This is a genomic window from Arthrobacter burdickii (assembly GCF_030433645.1).
Lineage (GTDB): Bacteria > Actinomycetota > Actinomycetes > Actinomycetales > Micrococcaceae > Arthrobacter_D > Arthrobacter_D burdickii.
The window spans coordinates 2,324,138-2,341,593 of record NZ_JAROCG010000001.1 but is presented as its reverse complement, the minus strand read 5'-3'; the positions used below and the strand labels follow the sequence as shown (position 1 = coordinate 2,341,593).

The 17,456-nt window shown below is 67.8% G+C and carries 17 protein-coding genes and 2 tRNA genes; 9 read left to right on the top strand and 10 right to left on the bottom strand.

Features of this window, described 5'->3' with window-relative positions:
- The first annotated feature begins 10 nt into the window (after positions 1-10).
- Positions 11-1,561: a glyceraldehyde-3-phosphate dehydrogenase gene (locus tag P5G52_RS10910; RefSeq protein WP_435868667.1), complete on the top strand. Its 1,551-nt coding sequence runs from the start codon at positions 11-13 to the stop codon at positions 1,559-1,561.
- Positions 1,562-1,655: 94 nt separating this feature from the next.
- Here P5G52_RS10910 and clpX read toward each other — a convergent pair whose 3' ends face one another.
- From clpX to P5G52_RS10885, 5 genes are all read right to left on the bottom strand, one after another.
- A complete protein-coding gene (gene clpX, locus P5G52_RS10905; RefSeq protein WP_301227294.1) occupies positions 1,656-2,948 on the bottom strand; it encodes an ATP-dependent Clp protease ATP-binding subunit ClpX in 1,293 nt (430 codons plus the stop codon).
- Positions 2,949-3,112: 164 nt separating this feature from the next.
- On the bottom strand, positions 3,113-3,787 hold the full coding sequence (locus tag P5G52_RS10900; protein ID WP_087075895.1) for an ATP-dependent Clp protease proteolytic subunit: 675 nt from the start codon (positions 3,785-3,787) through the stop codon (positions 3,113-3,115).
- Between the two features lie 45 nt (positions 3,788-3,832).
- Positions 3,833-4,459 (bottom strand): ATP-dependent Clp protease proteolytic subunit, encoded by a 627-nt coding sequence (locus P5G52_RS10895; RefSeq protein ID WP_435868666.1) that lies wholly within the window; start codon positions 4,457-4,459, stop codon positions 3,833-3,835.
- A 298-nt stretch (positions 4,460-4,757) separates the two neighbouring features.
- Positions 4,758-6,287, bottom strand: coding sequence for a trigger factor (tig, locus tag P5G52_RS10890; protein ID WP_301227292.1), 1,530 nt, complete (start codon positions 6,285-6,287; stop codon positions 4,758-4,760).
- Between the two features lie 69 nt (positions 6,288-6,356).
- A tRNA-Pro gene (locus P5G52_RS10885) sits at positions 6,357-6,430 on the bottom strand.
- 113 nt (positions 6,431-6,543) lie between these two features.
- Between P5G52_RS10885 and P5G52_RS10880 the strand changes: the two genes are divergently transcribed.
- Positions 6,544-6,614 (top strand) — tRNA-Gly (locus P5G52_RS10880).
- An 87-nt stretch (positions 6,615-6,701) separates the two neighbouring features.
- Here P5G52_RS10880 and P5G52_RS10875 read toward each other — a convergent pair.
- The gene (locus P5G52_RS10875) at positions 6,702-7,586 is read right to left on the bottom strand and encodes an Fpg/Nei family DNA glycosylase (RefSeq protein WP_301227290.1); all 885 of its coding nucleotides are present in this window, start codon (positions 7,584-7,586) and stop codon (positions 6,702-6,704) included.
- Entirely contained in the window at positions 7,579-8,049 is a 471-nt protein-coding gene (locus tag P5G52_RS10870) for a ribose-5-phosphate isomerase (protein ID WP_087075901.1), read from the bottom strand. Before P5G52_RS10870 ends, P5G52_RS10875 begins: the two co-directional genes overlap by 8 nt.
- A 205-nt stretch (positions 8,050-8,254) precedes the next feature.
- On the opposite strand from P5G52_RS10870, the gene pepN reads away from it, so the two are divergent.
- From pepN to P5G52_RS10850, 4 genes are all read left to right on the top strand, one after another.
- The gene (gene pepN, locus P5G52_RS10865) at positions 8,255-10,810 is read left to right on the top strand and encodes an aminopeptidase N (protein ID WP_301227286.1); all 2,556 of its coding nucleotides are present in this window, start codon (positions 8,255-8,257) and stop codon (positions 10,808-10,810) included.
- A gap of 77 nt (positions 10,811-10,887) precedes the next feature.
- A complete protein-coding gene (locus P5G52_RS10860) occupies positions 10,888-11,364 on the top strand; it encodes an OsmC family protein (protein ID WP_301227284.1) in 477 nt (158 codons plus the stop codon).
- Positions 11,365-11,500: 136 nt separating this feature from the next.
- Positions 11,501-12,133, top strand: coding sequence for a mechanosensitive ion channel family protein (locus P5G52_RS10855; protein ID WP_301227282.1), 633 nt, complete (start codon positions 11,501-11,503; stop codon positions 12,131-12,133).
- Between the two features lie 122 nt (positions 12,134-12,255).
- Complete coding sequence (locus P5G52_RS10850; protein WP_363321906.1) at positions 12,256-12,684, top strand: globin; 429 nt, start codon at positions 12,256-12,258, stop codon at positions 12,682-12,684.
- 85 nt (positions 12,685-12,769) lie between these two features.
- On the opposite strand, the gene P5G52_RS10845 is transcribed toward P5G52_RS10850, so the two are convergent.
- The 3 genes from P5G52_RS10845 to P5G52_RS10835 are packed head-to-tail and all read right to left on the bottom strand — an operon-like array spanning position 12,770 to position 14,857.
- Positions 12,770-13,681 carry a metallophosphoesterase family protein gene (locus tag P5G52_RS10845; protein ID WP_301227278.1) on the bottom strand — a complete coding sequence of 304 codons (912 nt, stop codon included), beginning with the start codon at positions 13,679-13,681 and terminating at the stop codon, positions 12,770-12,772.
- 49 nt (positions 13,682-13,730) lie between these two features.
- The gene (locus P5G52_RS10840) at positions 13,731-14,387 is read right to left on the bottom strand and encodes a DUF8185 domain-containing protein (RefSeq protein WP_301227276.1); all 657 of its coding nucleotides are present in this window, start codon (positions 14,385-14,387) and stop codon (positions 13,731-13,733) included.
- A 5-nt stretch (positions 14,388-14,392) separates the two neighbouring features.
- A complete protein-coding gene (locus tag P5G52_RS10835) occupies positions 14,393-14,857 on the bottom strand; it encodes an acyl-CoA thioesterase (RefSeq protein WP_301227275.1) in 465 nt (154 codons plus the stop codon).
- Between the two features lie 196 nt (positions 14,858-15,053).
- Here P5G52_RS10835 and tesB point away from each other — a divergent pair, with 196 nt between their 5' ends.
- The 3 genes from tesB (at position 15,054) to P5G52_RS10820 (ending at position 17,447) form a co-directional block, all read left to right on the top strand.
- On the top strand, positions 15,054-15,971 hold the full coding sequence (gene tesB / locus P5G52_RS10830; protein ID WP_301227272.1) for an acyl-CoA thioesterase II: 918 nt from the start codon (positions 15,054-15,056) through the stop codon (positions 15,969-15,971).
- A 298-nt stretch (positions 15,972-16,269) separates the two neighbouring features.
- On the top strand, positions 16,270-16,596 hold the full coding sequence (locus tag P5G52_RS10825) for a helix-turn-helix domain-containing protein (RefSeq protein ID WP_301227270.1): 327 nt from the start codon (positions 16,270-16,272) through the stop codon (positions 16,594-16,596).
- On the top strand, positions 16,593-17,447 hold the full coding sequence (locus P5G52_RS10820) for an IS3 family transposase (protein WP_301227268.1): 855 nt from the start codon (positions 16,593-16,595) through the stop codon (positions 17,445-17,447). Before P5G52_RS10825 ends, P5G52_RS10820 begins: the two co-directional genes overlap by 4 nt.
- Positions 17,448-17,456: the final 9 nt, after the last annotated feature.

Genomic DNA, 17,456 nt, shown 5'->3' with positions numbered 1-17,456 from the left:
ATCTGGCTGGATGAGTTCGCGCCGGGCACCCCGGCGCAGTAAGGGACGCGTTTTGCAGCAGCACCGGACCGAGAGCCCCGCCGAAACCGGCGCCGAAACCCACGACACCTGGCTCGAACGCGAGGCACTCGCCGAGGCCATGATCCCGCTGATCGGGCACCTGTACCGCAACAACAACGTGGTCACGAGCATCCACGGACGCAGCCTCATCAACAAATCCACCATGAACATCCTCAAGGCGCACCGCTTCGCCCGGCGCATCACCACCGAGGAACTCCGACTCGAGGACACCGCCCCCATCCTCGCGATCCTCGCCGACCTGGACCTCGGCGCCGCGGCCATCGACGTCGGCCGGCTCCGCCTCGCCTACGACCGCGTCTCCACCGCCGGCACGGGACAGAGCCTGGAGGAGTTCCTGCGCACCGAACTCGCCGACATCGTCGGCCAGGGCGGAGCCGACGAGCGCACCAGCACCGACGTCGTCCTCTACGGCTTCGGGCGCATCGGACGCCTCGTGGCCCGCCTGCTCATCGAAAAGGCAGGCGGCGGCCACGGCCTGCGGCTGCGCGCCGTCGTCGTGCGCCGCGGCTCCGCCAACGACCTCACCAAACGCGCCAGCCTGCTGCGCCGCGACTCCGTGCACGGCTCCTTCGACGGCACCATCCAGGTCGACGAGGACACGAACACGATCACCGCCAACGGCACCCGCATCCAGGTCATCTACTCCGACGACCCCGCCAGCATCGACTACACCGCCTACGGCATCACCGACGCCCTCGTCGTGGACAACACCGGCCGCTGGCGCGACGAGGCCGGCCTCTCCCAGCACCTCAAGAGCACCGGCGTCGCCAAGGTCCTGCTCACCGCACCGGGCAAAGGCGCGCTGAAGAACATCGTGCACGGCATCAACCACGCAACCATCGAAGACTCCGACCGGATCATCACCGCCGCGTCCTGCACCACCAACGCCATCACCCCGGTCCTGAAAGCCATCAACGACCGCTACGGCGTGGTCCACGGCCACGTCGAGACCGTGCACTCCTTCACCAACGACCAGAACCTCATCGACAACTTCCATCGGGGCGACCGGAGGGGCCGCTCCGCGGCCCTGAACATGGTCCTCACCGAGACCGGCGCGGCCACCGCCGTCGCCAAGGCCCTGCCCGAACTGGCGGGCAAGCTCACCGGCAGCTCCATCCGCGTGCCCACCCCGGATGTGTCCATCGCGATCCTGAACCTCACCCTCGAGCACGCCACCACGAAGGAGGAGGTCAACACCTACCTCCGGGAGATGTCCCTGCACTCGGGCATGCGCAAGCAGGTCGACTACATCGACAGCCCAGAAGTCGTCTCCACCGACTTCGTCGGCTCCCGCCGGGCCGGCATCGTCGACGGCCTCGCCACCATCGCCGAGGACACCTACCTCGTCCTCTACATCTGGTACGACAACGAATTTGGCTACAGCTGCCAGGTCGTCCGCGTCATGGAGGAAATGGCCGCCGTCCACCCACCCACCTACCCCGCCGCCGACGCGGACGCGGCGGTAGCTGCAACCGTCTGACTCCGGCGCAACGCACGGCGGAACGCACGGCGGAACGCAGGAAGGGCCCGGCCGATCGGCCGGGCCCTTCCTGTCTGTCTCCGGTGCGCCCGGGTCAGGCGGACTTGTTCCGCCGCTTCGCGACCACTTCGTGGGAGATGAGCGTGGGCTCCGCCCGCTTGGCGACGACGTCGTCCGTGATCACCACGGTGGCGATGTCCTCGCGGCTGGGGAGGTCGAACATGACCGGGAGGAGGACCTCCTCCATGATGGCGCGCAGGCCGCGGGCGCCCGTGCCGCGGTCCAGGGCGAGATCGGCGATCGCCTCGAGTGCCTTCGGCTCGAAGACGAGCTCGACCCCGTCGAGCAGGAACATCTTCTGGTACTGCTTCATGAGCGCGTTCTTCGGCTCCGTGAGGATCTGCATCAGCGCCGGACGGTCGAGGTGCGTGACCGTGGTGATGACGGGAAGGCGTCCGATGAATTCGGGGATCAGCCCGAACTTCAGGAGGTCCTCCGGCATGACGTCGCCGTAGCTCGCCTCCTCGTTCTTGAGGGAGCTCAGCGGCGCACCGAAGCCGATGCCCTTGCGGCCTGCCCGCGAGCCGATGATCTCCTCGAGGCCTGCGAAGGCACCGGCCACGATGAAGAGCACGTTCGTGGTGTCGATCTGGATGAACTCCTGGTGCGGGTGCTTCCGGCCGCCCTGCGGGGGCACGGAGGCAACCGTCCCCTCGAGAATCTTCAGCAGGGCCTGCTGGACTCCCTCACCTGACACGTCACGCGTGATCGAAGGGTTCTCGCTCTTGCGGGAGATCTTGTCGATCTCGTCGATGTAGATGATGCCCTGCTCGGCCTTCTTGACGTCGTAGTCCGCGGCCTGGATGAGCTTGAGCAGGATGTTCTCGACGTCCTCGCCGACATAGCCGGCTTCCGTCAGCGCCGTGGCGTCCGCGACGGCGAACGGCACGTTCAGCCGGCGCGCGAGCGTCTGGGCGAGGTAGGTCTTGCCGCAGCCCGTCGGGCCGATCAGCAGGATGTTGGACTTGGCGATCTCGACGTCTTCGGTCTCGGCGGCGTCGGCGAGGGTTCCGGCGGCACGTGGCCCGGTGCCGGACTGGATCCGCTTGTAGTGGTTGTAGACGGCGACGGCGAGGGAGCGCTTCGCGGGCTCCTGGCCCACCACGTACTCCTGCAGGAAGTCGAAGATCTCGCGGGGCTTGGGCAGTTCGAACGTTCCGAGATCCGCTACCTCGGACAGCTCCTCCTCGATGATCTCGTTGCACAGGTCGATGCACTCGTCACAGATGTACACGCCGGGGCCGGCAATCAGCTTGCGGACCTGCTTCTGGCTTTTTCCACAGAAAGAGCACTTGAGCAGATCCGTGCTCTCACCAATGCGAGCCATGGTTCAATCCCCTTAGGTATTTCGCGATTGCTACCACCACTCTAGGCCACATGCCCGTGGTAGCCAGTATCAAAATGCCCGTGGTGCCTCACGGCGCCACGGGCGGATCCCGACCTGGACGGCGTCATCCGAGGGTTCCGGGAACCACGGATGACGCCTGCCGCTTACGGGGTGTTGATCTTGACCGGGGTGATCTTGCGGGAGTTGAGGACCTCGTCCACCAGGCCGTACTCGACGGCGTCGGCGGCGGTGAGGATCTTGTCACGCTCGATGTCGAGGTTGACCTGCTCCGAGGAACGGCCCGAATGCAGGGCGAGCGTGTCCTCGAGCCAGGTCCTCATGCGCATGACCTCGTTGGCCTGGATCTCCAGGTCCGAAGCCTGCCCACCCTGTCCGCCGGAGAGGGCAGGCTGGTGGATCAGGACGCGGGCGTTCGGCAGTGCCAGCCGCTTGCCGGGGGCGCCGGCAGCGAGCAGGACTGCGGCGGCGCTTGCAGCCTGGCCGAGGCACACGGTCTGGACCTCGGGCCGGATGAACTGCATGGTGTCGTAGATCGCCGTCATCGCGGTGAAGGAGCCACCGGGCGAGTTGATGTACAGCGTGATGTCGCGCTCGGGGTCCGTGGACTCGAGGACCAGCAGCTGGGCCATGACATCATCCGCGGAGGCGTCGTCGACCTGCGTGCCGAGGAAGATGATGCGGTCCTCGAACAGCTTCGTGTAGGGGTCCTGGCGCTTGAAGCCGTACGGCGTGCGCTCTTCGAACTGGGGAAGGATGTAGCGGCTGGTCGGGAGGTTCTGCGCCTTGGATCCCGCTGCTGCCTGGAAATCGTGGTTCATGGTGTCTCCTGTAGGACGACTGGTCGGAGTGTGGGCTGCTGCGGACTAGGACGTCTGGTCGGTTCCGCCGCCACCGGAGACAGAGCCCGAGTGCGCCGAGATGTGGTCGAAGAAGCCGTAGTCGAGCGCTTCCTGGGCCGTGAACCACTTGTCGCGGTCGTTGTCCTTCAGGATCCTCTCGACGGTCTGGCCCGTCTGCTCCGCCGTCAGTTCCGCCATGACCCGCTTCATGTGGAGGATCAGCTCCGCCTGGATGCGGATGTCGGTGGCCGTGCCGCCGATGCCGCCGGAGGGCTGGTGCATGAGGATGCGGGCGTGGGGGGTCGCGTAGCGCTTGCCCTTCGTGCCCGAGGACAGCAGGAACTGGCCCATGGAGGCTGCCAGCCCCGTCGCGACCGTCACGACGTCGTTCGGGATGAACTGCATCGTGTCGTAGATCGCCATGCCCGCGGTGACCGAGCCGCCGGGCGAGTTGATGTAGAGGTAGATGTCACGCTCGGGGTCCTCCGCCGACAGCAGCAGGAGCTGCGAGCAGATGGCGTTCGCGTTGTCGTCACGGACCTCGGAACCGAGCCAGATGATGCGCTCCTTGAGGAGCCTGTTGTAGATGTACTCGTCGCGACCGGCCGCTTCGGGTCCGGCCATGCTCGGGGTGCTTGGTTCGGTTGCCATGAACGTTAACCTCTCACTCTGGCGGGCCGCTCCAGTTCGGCCGACCCGTCCGTTTGTCTCTCCTTGGACACTAACCCGCTCCGCAGCTGATTTCGTCCCGCTCGCGCAACTGTTCGCTGACGGCGCACGGTGCCCGGGCGATACCCGGGCGGCCGACGAACAGGCGCCGTGCACCCTCCGCCCGGCATCCCGACGGCCCGCGGCATCGGCCCTGCCCGACCCGGAATTCCGTGCTTAACGCGGCAGCGGTGCCGCTGCCCGGAGGCTGCGGCACCGCTGTCTGCGCTGCTGGGACAAGCTACTCGGCGCTTGCCTTCTTCTTGGTCTTCTTCGGTGCGGCGGCCTTCGGAGCCTCTGCCGGCTCCTCCTCGGACACCGTTTCCTCGGTGACCTCGGACTCAGCAACCTCGGGCTCGGTGACCTCGGACTCGCCGGCGCCGGACTCGGTGGTCCCGGCTTCCGTGGCCTCGATGTCCTCGGCGACGTCCTGCTCGGTCTCGACGTCGTCGACGTTGATCGTCTCGTCCTCGTCGCCCGCAGGGCGGACGAATTCGGTGAGGTCGATCGCGGCACCGTTGGTGTCCGTGACGGTCGCGTACTCGAGGACCTTGGCCAGCGCCTTGCGGCGGCGGACCTCTCCGACGATCATCGGAACCTGGCCGCTCGAGTCGAGCATCTGGGCGAACTGGTTGGGCTCCATGCCGTACTGGCCCGCGGTGGAGACGATGTAGTCGATCAGCTCGCTCTGGCTGACACCGACCTCTTCCTTCTCGGCGACGGCGTCGAGGATGACCTCGTTCTGGAAGGCGCGCTCCGTGTTGGTGCGGATCTCGGAGCGGTGCTCCTCGGTGTCGTGGTCCTCACCGGCGCTGTGGGCGTTCTCGCCATTGAAGTGCTGCTCCAGCTGCTCCTCCACGACGCTCTCGGGAACCGGTACGGCGACGAGCTCGACGAGCTTGTCGAGCACCTTGTCGCGTGCCTCGACGCCCTGGTCCATGAGCTTGGACTCGGAGGCCTGCTTCGCGAGGTCAGCACGGAGCTCCTCGGCGGTGTCGAACTCGGAGGCGAGCTGAGCGAACTCGTCGTTCACCTCGGGGAGCTCGCGCTCCTTGACGGCCTTGACCTGGACGGTGACCTGAGCGTCCGCGCCGGCGTGCTCGCCGCCTGCCAGCTTGGTCTCGAAGGTCGCGCTCTCATCGGTGGACAGACCCGTGACGGCCTCGTCCATACCCTCGAGCATGGTGCCGGAACCGATCTGGTAGGACAGGTCCTGCGCCGAGTCGACCTCTTCGCCGTCGACGGACGCGGTCAGGTCGATGGTGAGGAAGTCGCCGTCCTTGGCGGGGCGGTCGACGGCGGCCAGCGTGCCGAAGCGTCCGCGGAGCTCGTCCATCGCCTTCTCGATGTCCTCGTCGGATGCCTCGACGGGCTCGACGGTGACCTCGATGCCCTTGTAGTCGGGGAGCTCGACCTCGGGGCGGATGTCCAGCTCGACGGTGAAGGTGAGCTGGCCGTCCTTCTTGGCGGGATCCGGGACCTCGGTGATCTCGACCTCGGGACGGCTGAGGGGACGGATGCCCGTCTCCTGGACGGCGCTCTGGTAGAACCCGTTCAGGCCGTCATTGATCGCGGTCTCGATGACGTAGCCCCGGCCGACGCGCTGGTCGATGAGCTGCTGGGGAACCTTGCCCTTGCGGAACCCTGGAACCTGGACCTGGGTGGCGATGGTCTTGTAGGCCTCGTCGATGCTGGGCTTCAGTTCCTCGAAGGGGACCTCGACGTTCAGCTTCACCCGGGTGGGGGAAAGGGTTTCAACAGCGCTCTTCACAGCGTAGGACTCCTGAAATGATTGGGATTGGTTCTGCAGCGGAGGCACTTTCCTCATCACACGACAGAGTCGGGGTGACAGGAGTTGAACCTGCGACTTCCTGCTCCCAAAGCAGGCGCTCTACCAAGCTGAGCTACACCCCGTAAGTGCGAGTGACAGTCTACGCACCTTTACGTCTACCGCGCACATTTGGCGATAGCGCGGCAGCTGTGGTGTAGTTATATGCGTTCCACGGGGCCCCGAACGGCGCTCCAGCGGGGATGTAGCTTAATGGTAAAGCCTCAGTCTTCCAAACTGATTACGCGGGTTCGATTCCCGTCATCCCCTCTCCCCCGGGCCGACAGGTCCGCATCACCCGGACACTGCTCCGGGTGATTTTCGTTTAAGCCCCCGGATCCTACGGAGCGTCGGCCGTCAGTCGGCCTGGCACTGCGGGCACCAGTAGACGTTGCGCGCCGCCATCTCCGCCGTGAGGACGGGTGCCCCGCAGCGGCGGCACGGCTCGCCCGTGCGCTTGTAGACGTAGTGGGGTGCGGACGCCTTCGGCCGGCCGCCGCGCGCCTCCGCCGTCGTCGTGATGATGCGTCCCTCGCCGACGCCGTCCTTCATCAGCCGCACGGTGTCCGCCCAGATGCCGGCCACCTCGTCCTCGCTGAGCTGCCTGCCCGGACGCCAGGGAGAGATGCCCTGCAGGAAGAGCACCTCCGCACGGTAGACGTTCCCGATGCCGGCGATGACCGCCTGGTTCATGAGCTGGACGCCGACGGGGCTGATGCTGGACAGGATCCTGCGTGCGAAGAGCCCGCCGTCCGACCGCGGCTGCAGCGGGTCCGGTCCAAGCCTGGTGCGCACTGCCGCTTCCTCCGCGGGGGTGATGACCTCGCAGGCCGTGGGCCCCCGGAGGTCCGCCCAGCCGTGGGCGGACACGAGCCGGACCCTCACGGCTCCGACGGGCTCGGGCGGTCCTGCGTACCCTCCGTGCGCATCGCCGTTCCCGGACGGCTGCTCCGACTCCCCGATCCTCCGTGGTGCCCCGATACTCGAGGCGCCGCGGAACGTCGCGTCACCCCCGAAGCTCCACGCGCCGTACAGCCCCAGATGGACGCGCAGCACGCGGTCGTTGTCGAACCGCAGGAAGAGCTGCTTGCCATGGGCGAGCGCGCTGAGCAGGGTGGCCCCGTCGAGCTGCTCGGCTCCGGCGGCGAAGCGTCCCTGCGGGCTGGACACCGCCAGCCTCTCGCCGGCGAAGACGGAGGTGAACTGCTTCGCCAGCCGGTGGACCGAGTGGCCCTCAGGCAACGCTGCCCGTCTCCTCGAAACGCGCGATCTGCGCGATCCTGCGGCTGTGCCGCTCGGCGCCGCTGAACGGCTCGGCGAGGAACGCCTCGATGAGGGCGGTCGCCTCCTCCACGGAGTGCTGGCGTCCGCCGACGGCGATGACGTTCGCGTCGTTGTGCTGCCGCGCGAGGCGCGCCGTATCCAGGTTCCAGGCGAGCGCTGCCCGTACCCCGTGCACCTTGTTCGCCGCGATCTGCTCGCCGTTCCCGGACCCGCCGAGCACGATGCCGAGCGCTTCGGTGCCGGCCGCCCGGTCGGCGACGACGGCGCGTGCCGCGTCGATGCAGAAGGAGGGGTAGTCGTCCTCGGGATCGTAGGACGTGGGGCCGTGGTCGACGACGTCGTGCCCTGCCGCTGTGAGGTGCGCAAGCAGGTGGGCGCTCAGCTCCATGCCGGCGTGGTCGGTGGCGAGGTGGACGCGCATGGCGATTGATTCCTTCGGGTGGCGCCGGGAGGAACCGGCGGTGGCTGGGGACGTCCGCGGAGCAGGACCTTCCCAGCCTAGTCCGACCGGCGGGGACTCGACGAGGCGCGGAACGCCCGGCAGGCGGAGGAGGAGGGGCGGAGTGAGAGAATACGAATCGCCGCGGTCCCGCGCGCGTACCCGCAACCCACCCTGGAGGCGATCCTTGCCCGGTCTGAACCTGACGCGCGACGAAGCACGCACACGCGCCGATCTGCTCACCGTCCACTCCTACGAGGTCACCCTCGACCTGACGCGCGGCGACCGCGTGTTCGGGTCCACGACGGTCGTCTCCTTCGCTGCGGAGCAGGGCGCGTCGACGTTCATCGACGCCGTGGCGGACACCGTGCACCGCGTCGAACTGAACGGCGTGGAACTGGACCCCGCGGAGGTGGCCGACGGCGTGCGGGTCCAGCTTCCCGTGCTGGCCGCGAGCAACACCCTCGTGGTCGAGGCCGACATGCTCTACATGAACACCGGCGAAGGCCTCCACCGCTTCACCGACCCCGTCGACGGCGAGGTCTACCTCTACACCCAGTTCGAGGTTCCCGACTCGCGCCGGGTCTTCGCCGTCTTCGAGCAGCCCGACCTGAAGTCCACGTTCCGCTTCTCGGTGACCGCGCCGTCGCACTGGGACGTCATCTCCAACATGCCCACGCCCGAGCCCGTGCCGGCCGGCCCGGCCGAGGGCGCCGGGAACTCCACCTGGTACTTCGAGCCCACGCCGACGATGTCCTCCTACGTGACCGCGCTCATCGCCGGCCCGTACCAGTCCGTCCGCAGCGAGCTCACGAGTTCCGACGGACGGACCATCCCCTTGGGTGTCTTCGCCCGCAAGTCGCTCATGCAGTACATGGATGCCGAGAACATCTTCGCGCTGACCCGGCAGGGCTTCGAGTTCTACGAGGAGCAGTTCGGCACGCCGTACCCCTTCGGGAAGTACGACCAGCTGTTCGTCCCCGAGTTCAATGCCGGCGCGATGGAGAACGCGGGCGCTGTCACCTTCGTCGAGACCTATGTGTTCCGTTCCCGCGTGCCCGACGCGACCGTCGAACGACGTGCCATCACGATCCTGCATGAACTGGCCCACATGTGGTTCGGCGACCTCGTGACGATGCGCTGGTGGAACGACCTGTGGCTGAACGAGTCCTTCGCCGAGTTCATGTCCACCCTTGCCGCCGCCGAGGCCACGGAGTTCGAGCAGGCGTGGACCACCTTCGCGATTCTGGAGAAGGGCTGGGCCTACCGCCAGGACCAGCTGCCCTCCACCCACCCGATCGTGGCGCAGATCAACGACCTCGAGGACGTCCAGGTCAACTTCGACGGCATCACCTATGCGAAGGGCGCCTCGGTGCTGAAGCAACTGGTGGCCTGGGTGGGCCAGGACCGGTTCATGGAGGGCGTGCGCCAGTACTTCGCCAAGCACTCGTGGAAGAACACCGAACTCGTCGACCTCCTGTCGGAGCTCGAGGCCGCAAGCGGCCGCGACCTGAAGGCGTGGTCGGCGCTGTGGCTCGAGACCGCCGGCGTCAACACGCTGAGCCCCGAGTTCACGACGGACGACGACGGCACCATCACCTCGTTCGCCATCCTGCAGACGGCCATCGAGGCATTCCCCACGCTCCGCCCGCACCGCCTAGCCGTCGGTTTCTACGACCTGGACGGGGGCGCCCTCGTCCGCACGCACCGCCTCGAACTCGACGTCGACGGCGAACGCACCGAGGTGCCGGAGCTCGTGGGACGCACGCGGCCCGCGCTCGTCCTGCTGAACGACGACGACCTCGCCTACGCGAAGATCCGCCTCGACCCGGCCTCCCTGAAGACCTCCGTGCTGCACGTGAAGGACTTCCGGGACTCCCTCCCCCGCACGCTCGTCCTCGCCTCGGCGTGGGACGCGGCGCGCGACGGCGAGACGCCCGCGCGGGACTACGTGGAGCTGGTGCTGCAGAACATCGGCGCGGAATCGGACTCGTCCGTCGTCCTCGTCCTGCTCCGGCAGCTCGCCTCCGCTCTCGCGTTCTACGTCCGTCCCGAGGACCGCGAGGCAATGGCCGACGCCGCCGCCGACAGGCTCCTCGACCTCGCCCTCGCCGCGGACGCGGGCTCCGATGCGCAGCTGCAGTTCACGAGGGCCTTCTCGGCACACGCGCGGACGGCGTCCCAGCTGGACACCGTCGAGGCGATGCTGGCCGGCGAGCGCGTCCCGGAGGGCATCACCGTGGACCAGGACCTGCGGTGGGAACTGCTGACCAGCCTGGTCGTGGGAGGCCGCGCCGGCGAGGCTCAGATCGACGCCGAACTGGCGCGCGACTCGACGGCGACCGGAGCGCTCGCGGCAGCAGCGGCACGGGCTGCCCTGCCGACGGCGCCCGCCAAGGAGGCGGCATGGGCCGCCCTCGTCGAGTCGACCGACCTGCCGAACGCCACCCAGCGGTCCATGATCGCGGGCTTCACGCGCGTCCACGACCGCTCCCTCCTCGAGCCCTTCGTGGAGCGGTACTTCGCCTCGGTCCAGGACGTCTGGGCCACCCGTACGCACGAGATCGCCCAGCAGATCGTCGTGGGCCTCTACCCCTCGCTCCTGACGACCCAGGACACGCTGGACCGGACCGACGCCTTCCTTGCAGCACTCGGCGACTCCTCCCCCTCGCTCCGGAGGCTCATCCTGGAAAGCCGGGACGGCGTCGAGCGCGCCCGGAAGGCACAGGCCGCCGACCGGTAGTCCGCCTGCTGCAGGAACGGGAGGAATCTTCCCGTTCCTGCATCGGGACGGCAGCGCTCCGGTACTAGGTTTGGAGCATGAACCTGCACAGCTACTCGGCCCGGATCCGCTGGACGGGCAACCTCGGCTCGGGGACCTCCGGCTACCGGTCCTACAGCCGCGACCACGAGATCGAGGTCGAGGGCCCCGGATCCCTCGCCGGTACGGCCGACCCCACGTTCCACGGGTCGCGGGACCGGTGGAATCCCGAGCAGCTGCTGCTGACCGCCGTCGCGCAGTGCCACATGCTGTCCTACCTGCACGTCGCGGTGAAGGCAGGTGTGGTCGTGACGGGGTACCGGGACAGCGCCACCGGAACCCTGCGGCTGAACCGGGACGGCAGCGGCGAATTCACCGGCATCCTGCTGCGTCCGCACGTGGAACTGGAGGACGCCGGGCAGGGCGCGCTGGCCGATTCGCTGCATGCCGAGGCGAACCGGCTGTGCTTCATCGCCCGGTCGGTGAATTTCCCGATCCATCACGAGCCCACGTCGGCCGGTTCCACGACGTCGTAGCCCCCGCTCGTCGCCCGCGGGCGCGACCGTCCGCTGTAGCCTGTTAAGGCGTCTCCGCGCTCCCGGTCCCGATCCACGAGGACCGCCAGATGATCGACCACGGCGGAACCCCCGGCGCCTGCATGAAAGCGACACCATGACATTCCTTTCCTCCCTCGGCTACGGCGGCCAGGTCCTCGCTGCGGTGATCATCCTGATCGCCGCCTTCCTCCTGTGGCTCGTGGTCCGCTACCTGATCGCGCGGTCGGTCAGACGCGTCCAGAACGGCTACAGCGTCTTCAAGAAGCCGCACTTCAAGTGGGCGCAACCCGCGCTCCGCCCGTTCGACAGTGCGCGGCGCGTACAGCGGGCCGAGACGATCGGTGGCCTGATCTCGAGCATCGCCGCCGTAACCATCGCCACCGTCGCCGTCCTCATGGCCATCGAGTCGCTCGGCTTCAACATCGGGCCCATCCTGGCCAGTGTCGGGATCGTCGGTATCGCGATCGGCTTCGGGGCCCGGGAAGTGATCCGCGATGCCTTCCTCGGGTTCTTCATCACGATCGAGGACCAGTACGGCATCGGTGACACCATCGAGGTCGGTGACACGGTAGGGGTCGTGCAGTCGCTCGGCCTGCGGATCACCCGCATGGTCGACGGGAACGGGGCCATCTGGTACGTCCGCAACGGAGACATCACCAAGGTCGGCAACAGGTCGCAGGGCGACTACGTGGAACCGCCGTCGAACCCGGCAACGCCCGCTCCGGCGGCAGTGGAGGGACACGCATGAACGCGCAGGATCCAGGCGGCGCTCGTTCCGGCGACGCTCGTCTCGGCGAGGGCCCGCAGGGCGGCCTCCCCGCCCCGGCCGGCGCACAGCTTCCCCTGCAGGCCGCGGGCGCCAGGAGTGCGCTGCCCGTCGAACGGCTCGTCGCAGCCGGCCAGGGCTTCACCCAGCCGCAGTACACGGACAACTTCTACGAGGCAGTGGGCGGACACGCGACCTTCGTGAAGCTCGTCGACGCCTTCTATGACGGGGTCGCGGGCGACGACGTCCTGCGGCCGATGTATCCGGAGGAGGACCTCGGACCGGCGAAGGAGCGCCTGCTGCTCTTCCTCGAGCAGTACTGGGGCGGGCCGAAGACGTACGGCGAGCAGCGCGGACACCCCAGGCTGCGCATGCGCCATATGCCGTTCCGCGTCGGACCCCAGGCGAGGGACCACTGGCTCCAGCACATGCGCGCCGCGGTGGACACCCTCGGCCTCGCCCCCCTGCACGAGGCCACCCTGTGGGACTACCTCGACCGCGCCGCCCACTCGATGGTCAACGCGGCCGACTGAGGATCCGCTCCGGCCACGACTCGGTCGCCGAGTACCGGAGCGGTTCCGATGCCACGGCGTGCGGTGCCAGAGGCTGCGTGTGGACTCACCGGTCGATGGTGAAGCTGTCGACGAGCCGGCCCGACTGGTCGATCGCCCTGCCCACGAGACGCTCCTCGTAGACCAGTAGATCGACGTAGTGCAGCGTGGAACTGCTCACCGCGGTAAAGTCCCGGCTTCCGGTCGGGCGCACTTTCGCGCCCGCTCCCGAGACGACATAGGTGACGCCGTCCTGGGGTGTCGAACGCTGGTAGTCGTGATCGTGGCCCGCCAGTACCAGCGGCACGCCCGCTGCGGCGAACAGCGGACTCCACGCGTCGCGAACAGCCCGGTTGGACCCGTGACGGCCGGCGGAGTACGCCGGGTGGTGCATCGCGACCACCGTCCAGCTTCCCGGGGGCTGTACCTCTGCCAGCGTCGCGCGGAGCCACCGCGTCTGTTCCTCGTCCTCCACGCGGGTGCTATCCAGCACGATGATCCGCAGCGGGCCCACCTGTTCGGTGTACCAGGGGCCCTGGTGGCCCAGGCGTTCCAGGATCTGTCGTTGTTCGCCGCTGTCGTAGTCATGGTTTCCCAGCACGGGCAAAAGGTCGGCACCGCGGTCGATGATCGGGGCGAACGGCTCCGAGACGACGGTTTCCGTCAGCTCTGCCTCCCCGTCCTCGTAGATCAGGTCACCGAGCAGGACCAGCGCATCATAGGGATCCTCCCGGCTTTCGGCGGCCATACGATCGGCGGTGACGTGTTCGGCGGCGTCTCCGGTCCCGGTGTCCCCCGCGATCGCCAGGCGCACGATGGGTGGCTCGTCAAGCGGCGGGACCGGACCGCCGGCGCCGGCTGCGAGCCGCTCCCGGGAGAAGAAGGACGCGGCAAATGCCGGCGGGTACAGCACGACGAGAACGAGAGCAGCACACGTCAGCACCAGACCCAGGACGAGTGCCGCTCGTCGGTGCGCCATGAACCCATTCTGCGCGGTGGGCGGACGTCCCGCCATGCCGATCTGCGACTCAGAGAATGGCAGCCGCACGCACCAGGACGTGGCCCCGGCCGGTACTGAGGCGGGACCAGCGGCCATTGGTGTGAACGGTCGCCTCCGCGCCGGGCTCGAGGAATCCCAGGCTGAAAGCTCCGAAGGCGGCTCCCGCCGGTACCGCTCCGGGAACGCCGGCCAGCGGACGTCCCCAGACCGCCGTGCGCGCACTGCTCACCAGCGGCGCACCGGCACGCTCAGGGAGGCTCCGGGCAACCTCGCCGATGCCGTCCTTCGCCGCCTGCTCCAGGGCATCCGACGGAACGGTCCCGGCGTGCGCCCAGCCGGAGCGCGGCGGAAGGATCCCTGCCCAGTTCTCCGTGACCGTCACTGCAGGGACGGGGAACTCGAGGTCGCCGTCGTGCATGCGCGCGAGCCTGTCGAGGACGGAGCCCAGCGAGACGGTGACGTCGACGTCGGCATCGCCGTCGAGCGCCATGGTCCGGAGCCCGAGCACCGTGGGGACGGCTTCTCCCAGCATGGTGGGGCGGAGGGTGCAGACGTACGCCGCGAGGACGCGACCGACGGTGAGCAGGCGCATGCCGCCGTCGTCATTCGCGCGGGCCCGGGCGGTGAACGTCTGGAAGTCCGCGACCGAAGGGGAGTCCGCGAAGCGCAGGGATGAGGATGCCATGGGTCCTACTTGCCGCGGGCGCGGCGGAACGGGACGGCCGGGCCCGCCCAGGACGAGAGGATGTCCTTCTGGGGCCCGGACAGCCGCACGGGCCGCCCCGTGCTGCGGCTGACGAGCACCATGGTGGTCGCCGCGATCGCGCTGGTGGTGCTTCCTTCGGTGTCGACGCGGTCCCGGACTGCGTAGCCCAGGTCGAAGCTGGAGCCTCCTACCGCGGTCACCCAGAGATCGACGCCGGCCGGCGTCGTGCTGAAGTTCAGGGGCGCACGGTATTCGATCTCCTGGCGGCCCACGAGCGTGTATTGGTCAGGGTCGATCAGGTCCAGGAAGGATCCGCCCGGCTGTGGCCGGCTCATCAGCAGAACGCGTGCGTCCTCGAGGAACTGGAGGAATCGGACGTTGTTCACGTGGCCGTAGGAATCCTCGTCGCCGAACCGCAGCTGGAGGGGAAGAGTGTGCACCGGAGACATACGGCCATCCTCTCAAAATCTGCTTCCTGCGAGCCATTCCGCGCACCCGCACGGCACCGGGTGTGAGCAATGCCATCCGTTCGCCCCGCGCCGTGTTGAGCGAGGCAGGGGCGGCGTCTACTGTCAGTACGTGCCAGGCGCCGCCTGCAGCGGCGCACCGCGACGCTCTTACCTGTCCACGAGGAGACATCGAACCATGGCAGACCACGCGCCATCAGCTGAAGCACCGGCCGGACAGCGGAGGAAGGACCCCACCGCGGCACTCCTGGACCTCCTCGACCTGAGCAGCGCGGAGGGGGCGCAGACGGACGAGGAGATCTTCGTCGGGACCTCGGCGCGGCAGCCGGGCCGTCGCGTCTTCGGTGGCCAGGTGCTCGCGCAGTCGCTCATCGCGGCCATGCGTACCGTGGAGCCCAGCCGGGCCGTCCACTCGATGCACGGCTACTTCCTGCGTGCCGGCGACGCGGACCAGCCCATCACCTTCGGGGTGCAGCGCCTGCGCGACGGGCGGTCGTTCTCGGCCCGCCGCACGCACGCCTACCAGAACGGCGTGCCGATCCTGTCGATGATCGCGTCCTTCCAGGAGCCCGACGAGGGCATCGCCCACCAGGACACGATGCCGGCCGGTGTGCCCGACCCCGAGAGCCTGCCGTCGACCGCCGAACTCCTGGGAGGCTTCGATCATCCGGTCGCCCAGGCCTGGGCCTTCGACCGGCCGTTCGACATCCGGCACATCGATGCGCCGCTGTACCTGTCCAACGAAGGTTCGCGCGAACCGCGCAACGCGGTCTGGATGAAGAGCCTGGGACCGATGCCCGACGACCCGAACCTGCACCGCGCCGCCCTGGCGTACGCGAGCGACTACACCCTGCTGGAGTCGATCCTGCGACCGCACGGCCTCACCTGGATCCAGCCCGGCATGAACGTCGCCAGCCTCGACCACGCCATGTGGTGGCATCGCCCGGTCCGCGTGGATGACTGGCTGCTTTACGTCCAGAGTTCGCCGAGCGCGTCCGGCGCGCGCGGGCTTGCCGCCGGACGGATCTACAACCGCAGCGGAGAGCTCGTGGCGAGCGTGGCGCAGGAGGGCATGGTCCGGGTCCCTCCCGCCTGAGGTCGCTCGGCACGGCATGCGTATCCGTTCGGCGGCCGGGTGGAGCATTCCGGACACGGAAAGGGGCACACGGCCTGAACTGCTCCCCGGAAGTTGGACTGAGGAATTCAGTTTCGACTTCCGGGGAGCAGTTTTTATGGATGCACGTAGTTCGTTGTCGGTGGAGCAGCGCGAGGCCGCTATAGCGTTGTTCGAGAAGGGCATCGCGGATATGGCGACAGCCAGTTCACTGGGTGTGCATCGTAGGCCGGTGGGTCGTTTGTATGAGCGGTGGAAAATCCGTGGTCGAGGAGCGCTGGTGGCTAAGCCGAAACAGGTGTACTCGTTCGAGGTCAAGCTCGTCCTGGTGGAGCGGTTCATCGCGGGTGAGACGTCACTGAACCTCGCGACGGAGGCCGGTCTGTCCTCGCCTCTGCTCCTTCAGAGATGGGTCAGGGAGTATCGCCGCGACGGCGCCGACGGGTTACGGCCCAAACCCAAAGGCAGACCCAGGAGCCCCAAGTCCTCACCGCCTGCGGAGGTGTCCGAGCTGGAGCGGTTGCGGCGCGAGAACGAACTGTTACGGGCGGAGGTCGCGTACCTGGGAAAATTACGGGCCTTGAGCGCGCAGGAACCACGACGGTGAAGGTGCAGGCCGTCATCGCCCTCAAGGCCGACTTCCCGCTCCCGGTGCTGCTCGAGGTCACCGGCCTGGCCCGGTCCACGTTCTTCTACCACCAGGCCCGGCTCCTGGCACCGGATCCGCGCCAACAGCTCAAGACCGCGATCACAGAGATCTTCACGACGAACCATGGACGGTACGGGCACCACCGCATCCACACCATCCTCACCCAGCAGGGGTGGACCGTGGCGAAGAAGACCGTGCTGAAGCTGATGCGATCACTGCGCCTGGCCTGTCAGGTCCGGCGGAGGAAGCGCTACAGCTCCTACCGGGGCGGGCAGGGCAGGATCGCGGCGAACGTGTTGGACCGGGACTTCGCAGCGGACGCGCCGAACCAGAAGTGGGTCACCGATGTGACCGAGTTCAGTGTCGGCGACCGGAAGCTCTACCTCTCACCGGTCATGGACCTCTTCGACCGGCAGATCATCTCCTACACGGTGGGCACCTCACCGAACCTCGGGCTGACCAACACATCCCTACGAGAAGCCCTGACAACGCTCGAGGACGGACAGCGGCCGTTGGTGCACTCGGACCAGGGCTTCCAATACCAGCACGCCTCCTGGCGGCGGTTGCTCCAGAACGCCGGCGCGAACCAGTCGATGTCCCGCAAGGCCAACTGCTACGACAACGCCGTCATGGAGAACTTCTTCGGCCACCTCAAGGAAGAACTGTTCCACCGCGTGCGCTTCATCAGCACCGACGCCCTCACCGAAGCCCTGCACGACTACATCCACTGGTACAACACCACAAGAATCTCCACAAAGCTCGAGGGCCTGAGCCCGGTGCAATACCGTGCTCAGACCCTCGCGGCCTAACCTACGTAC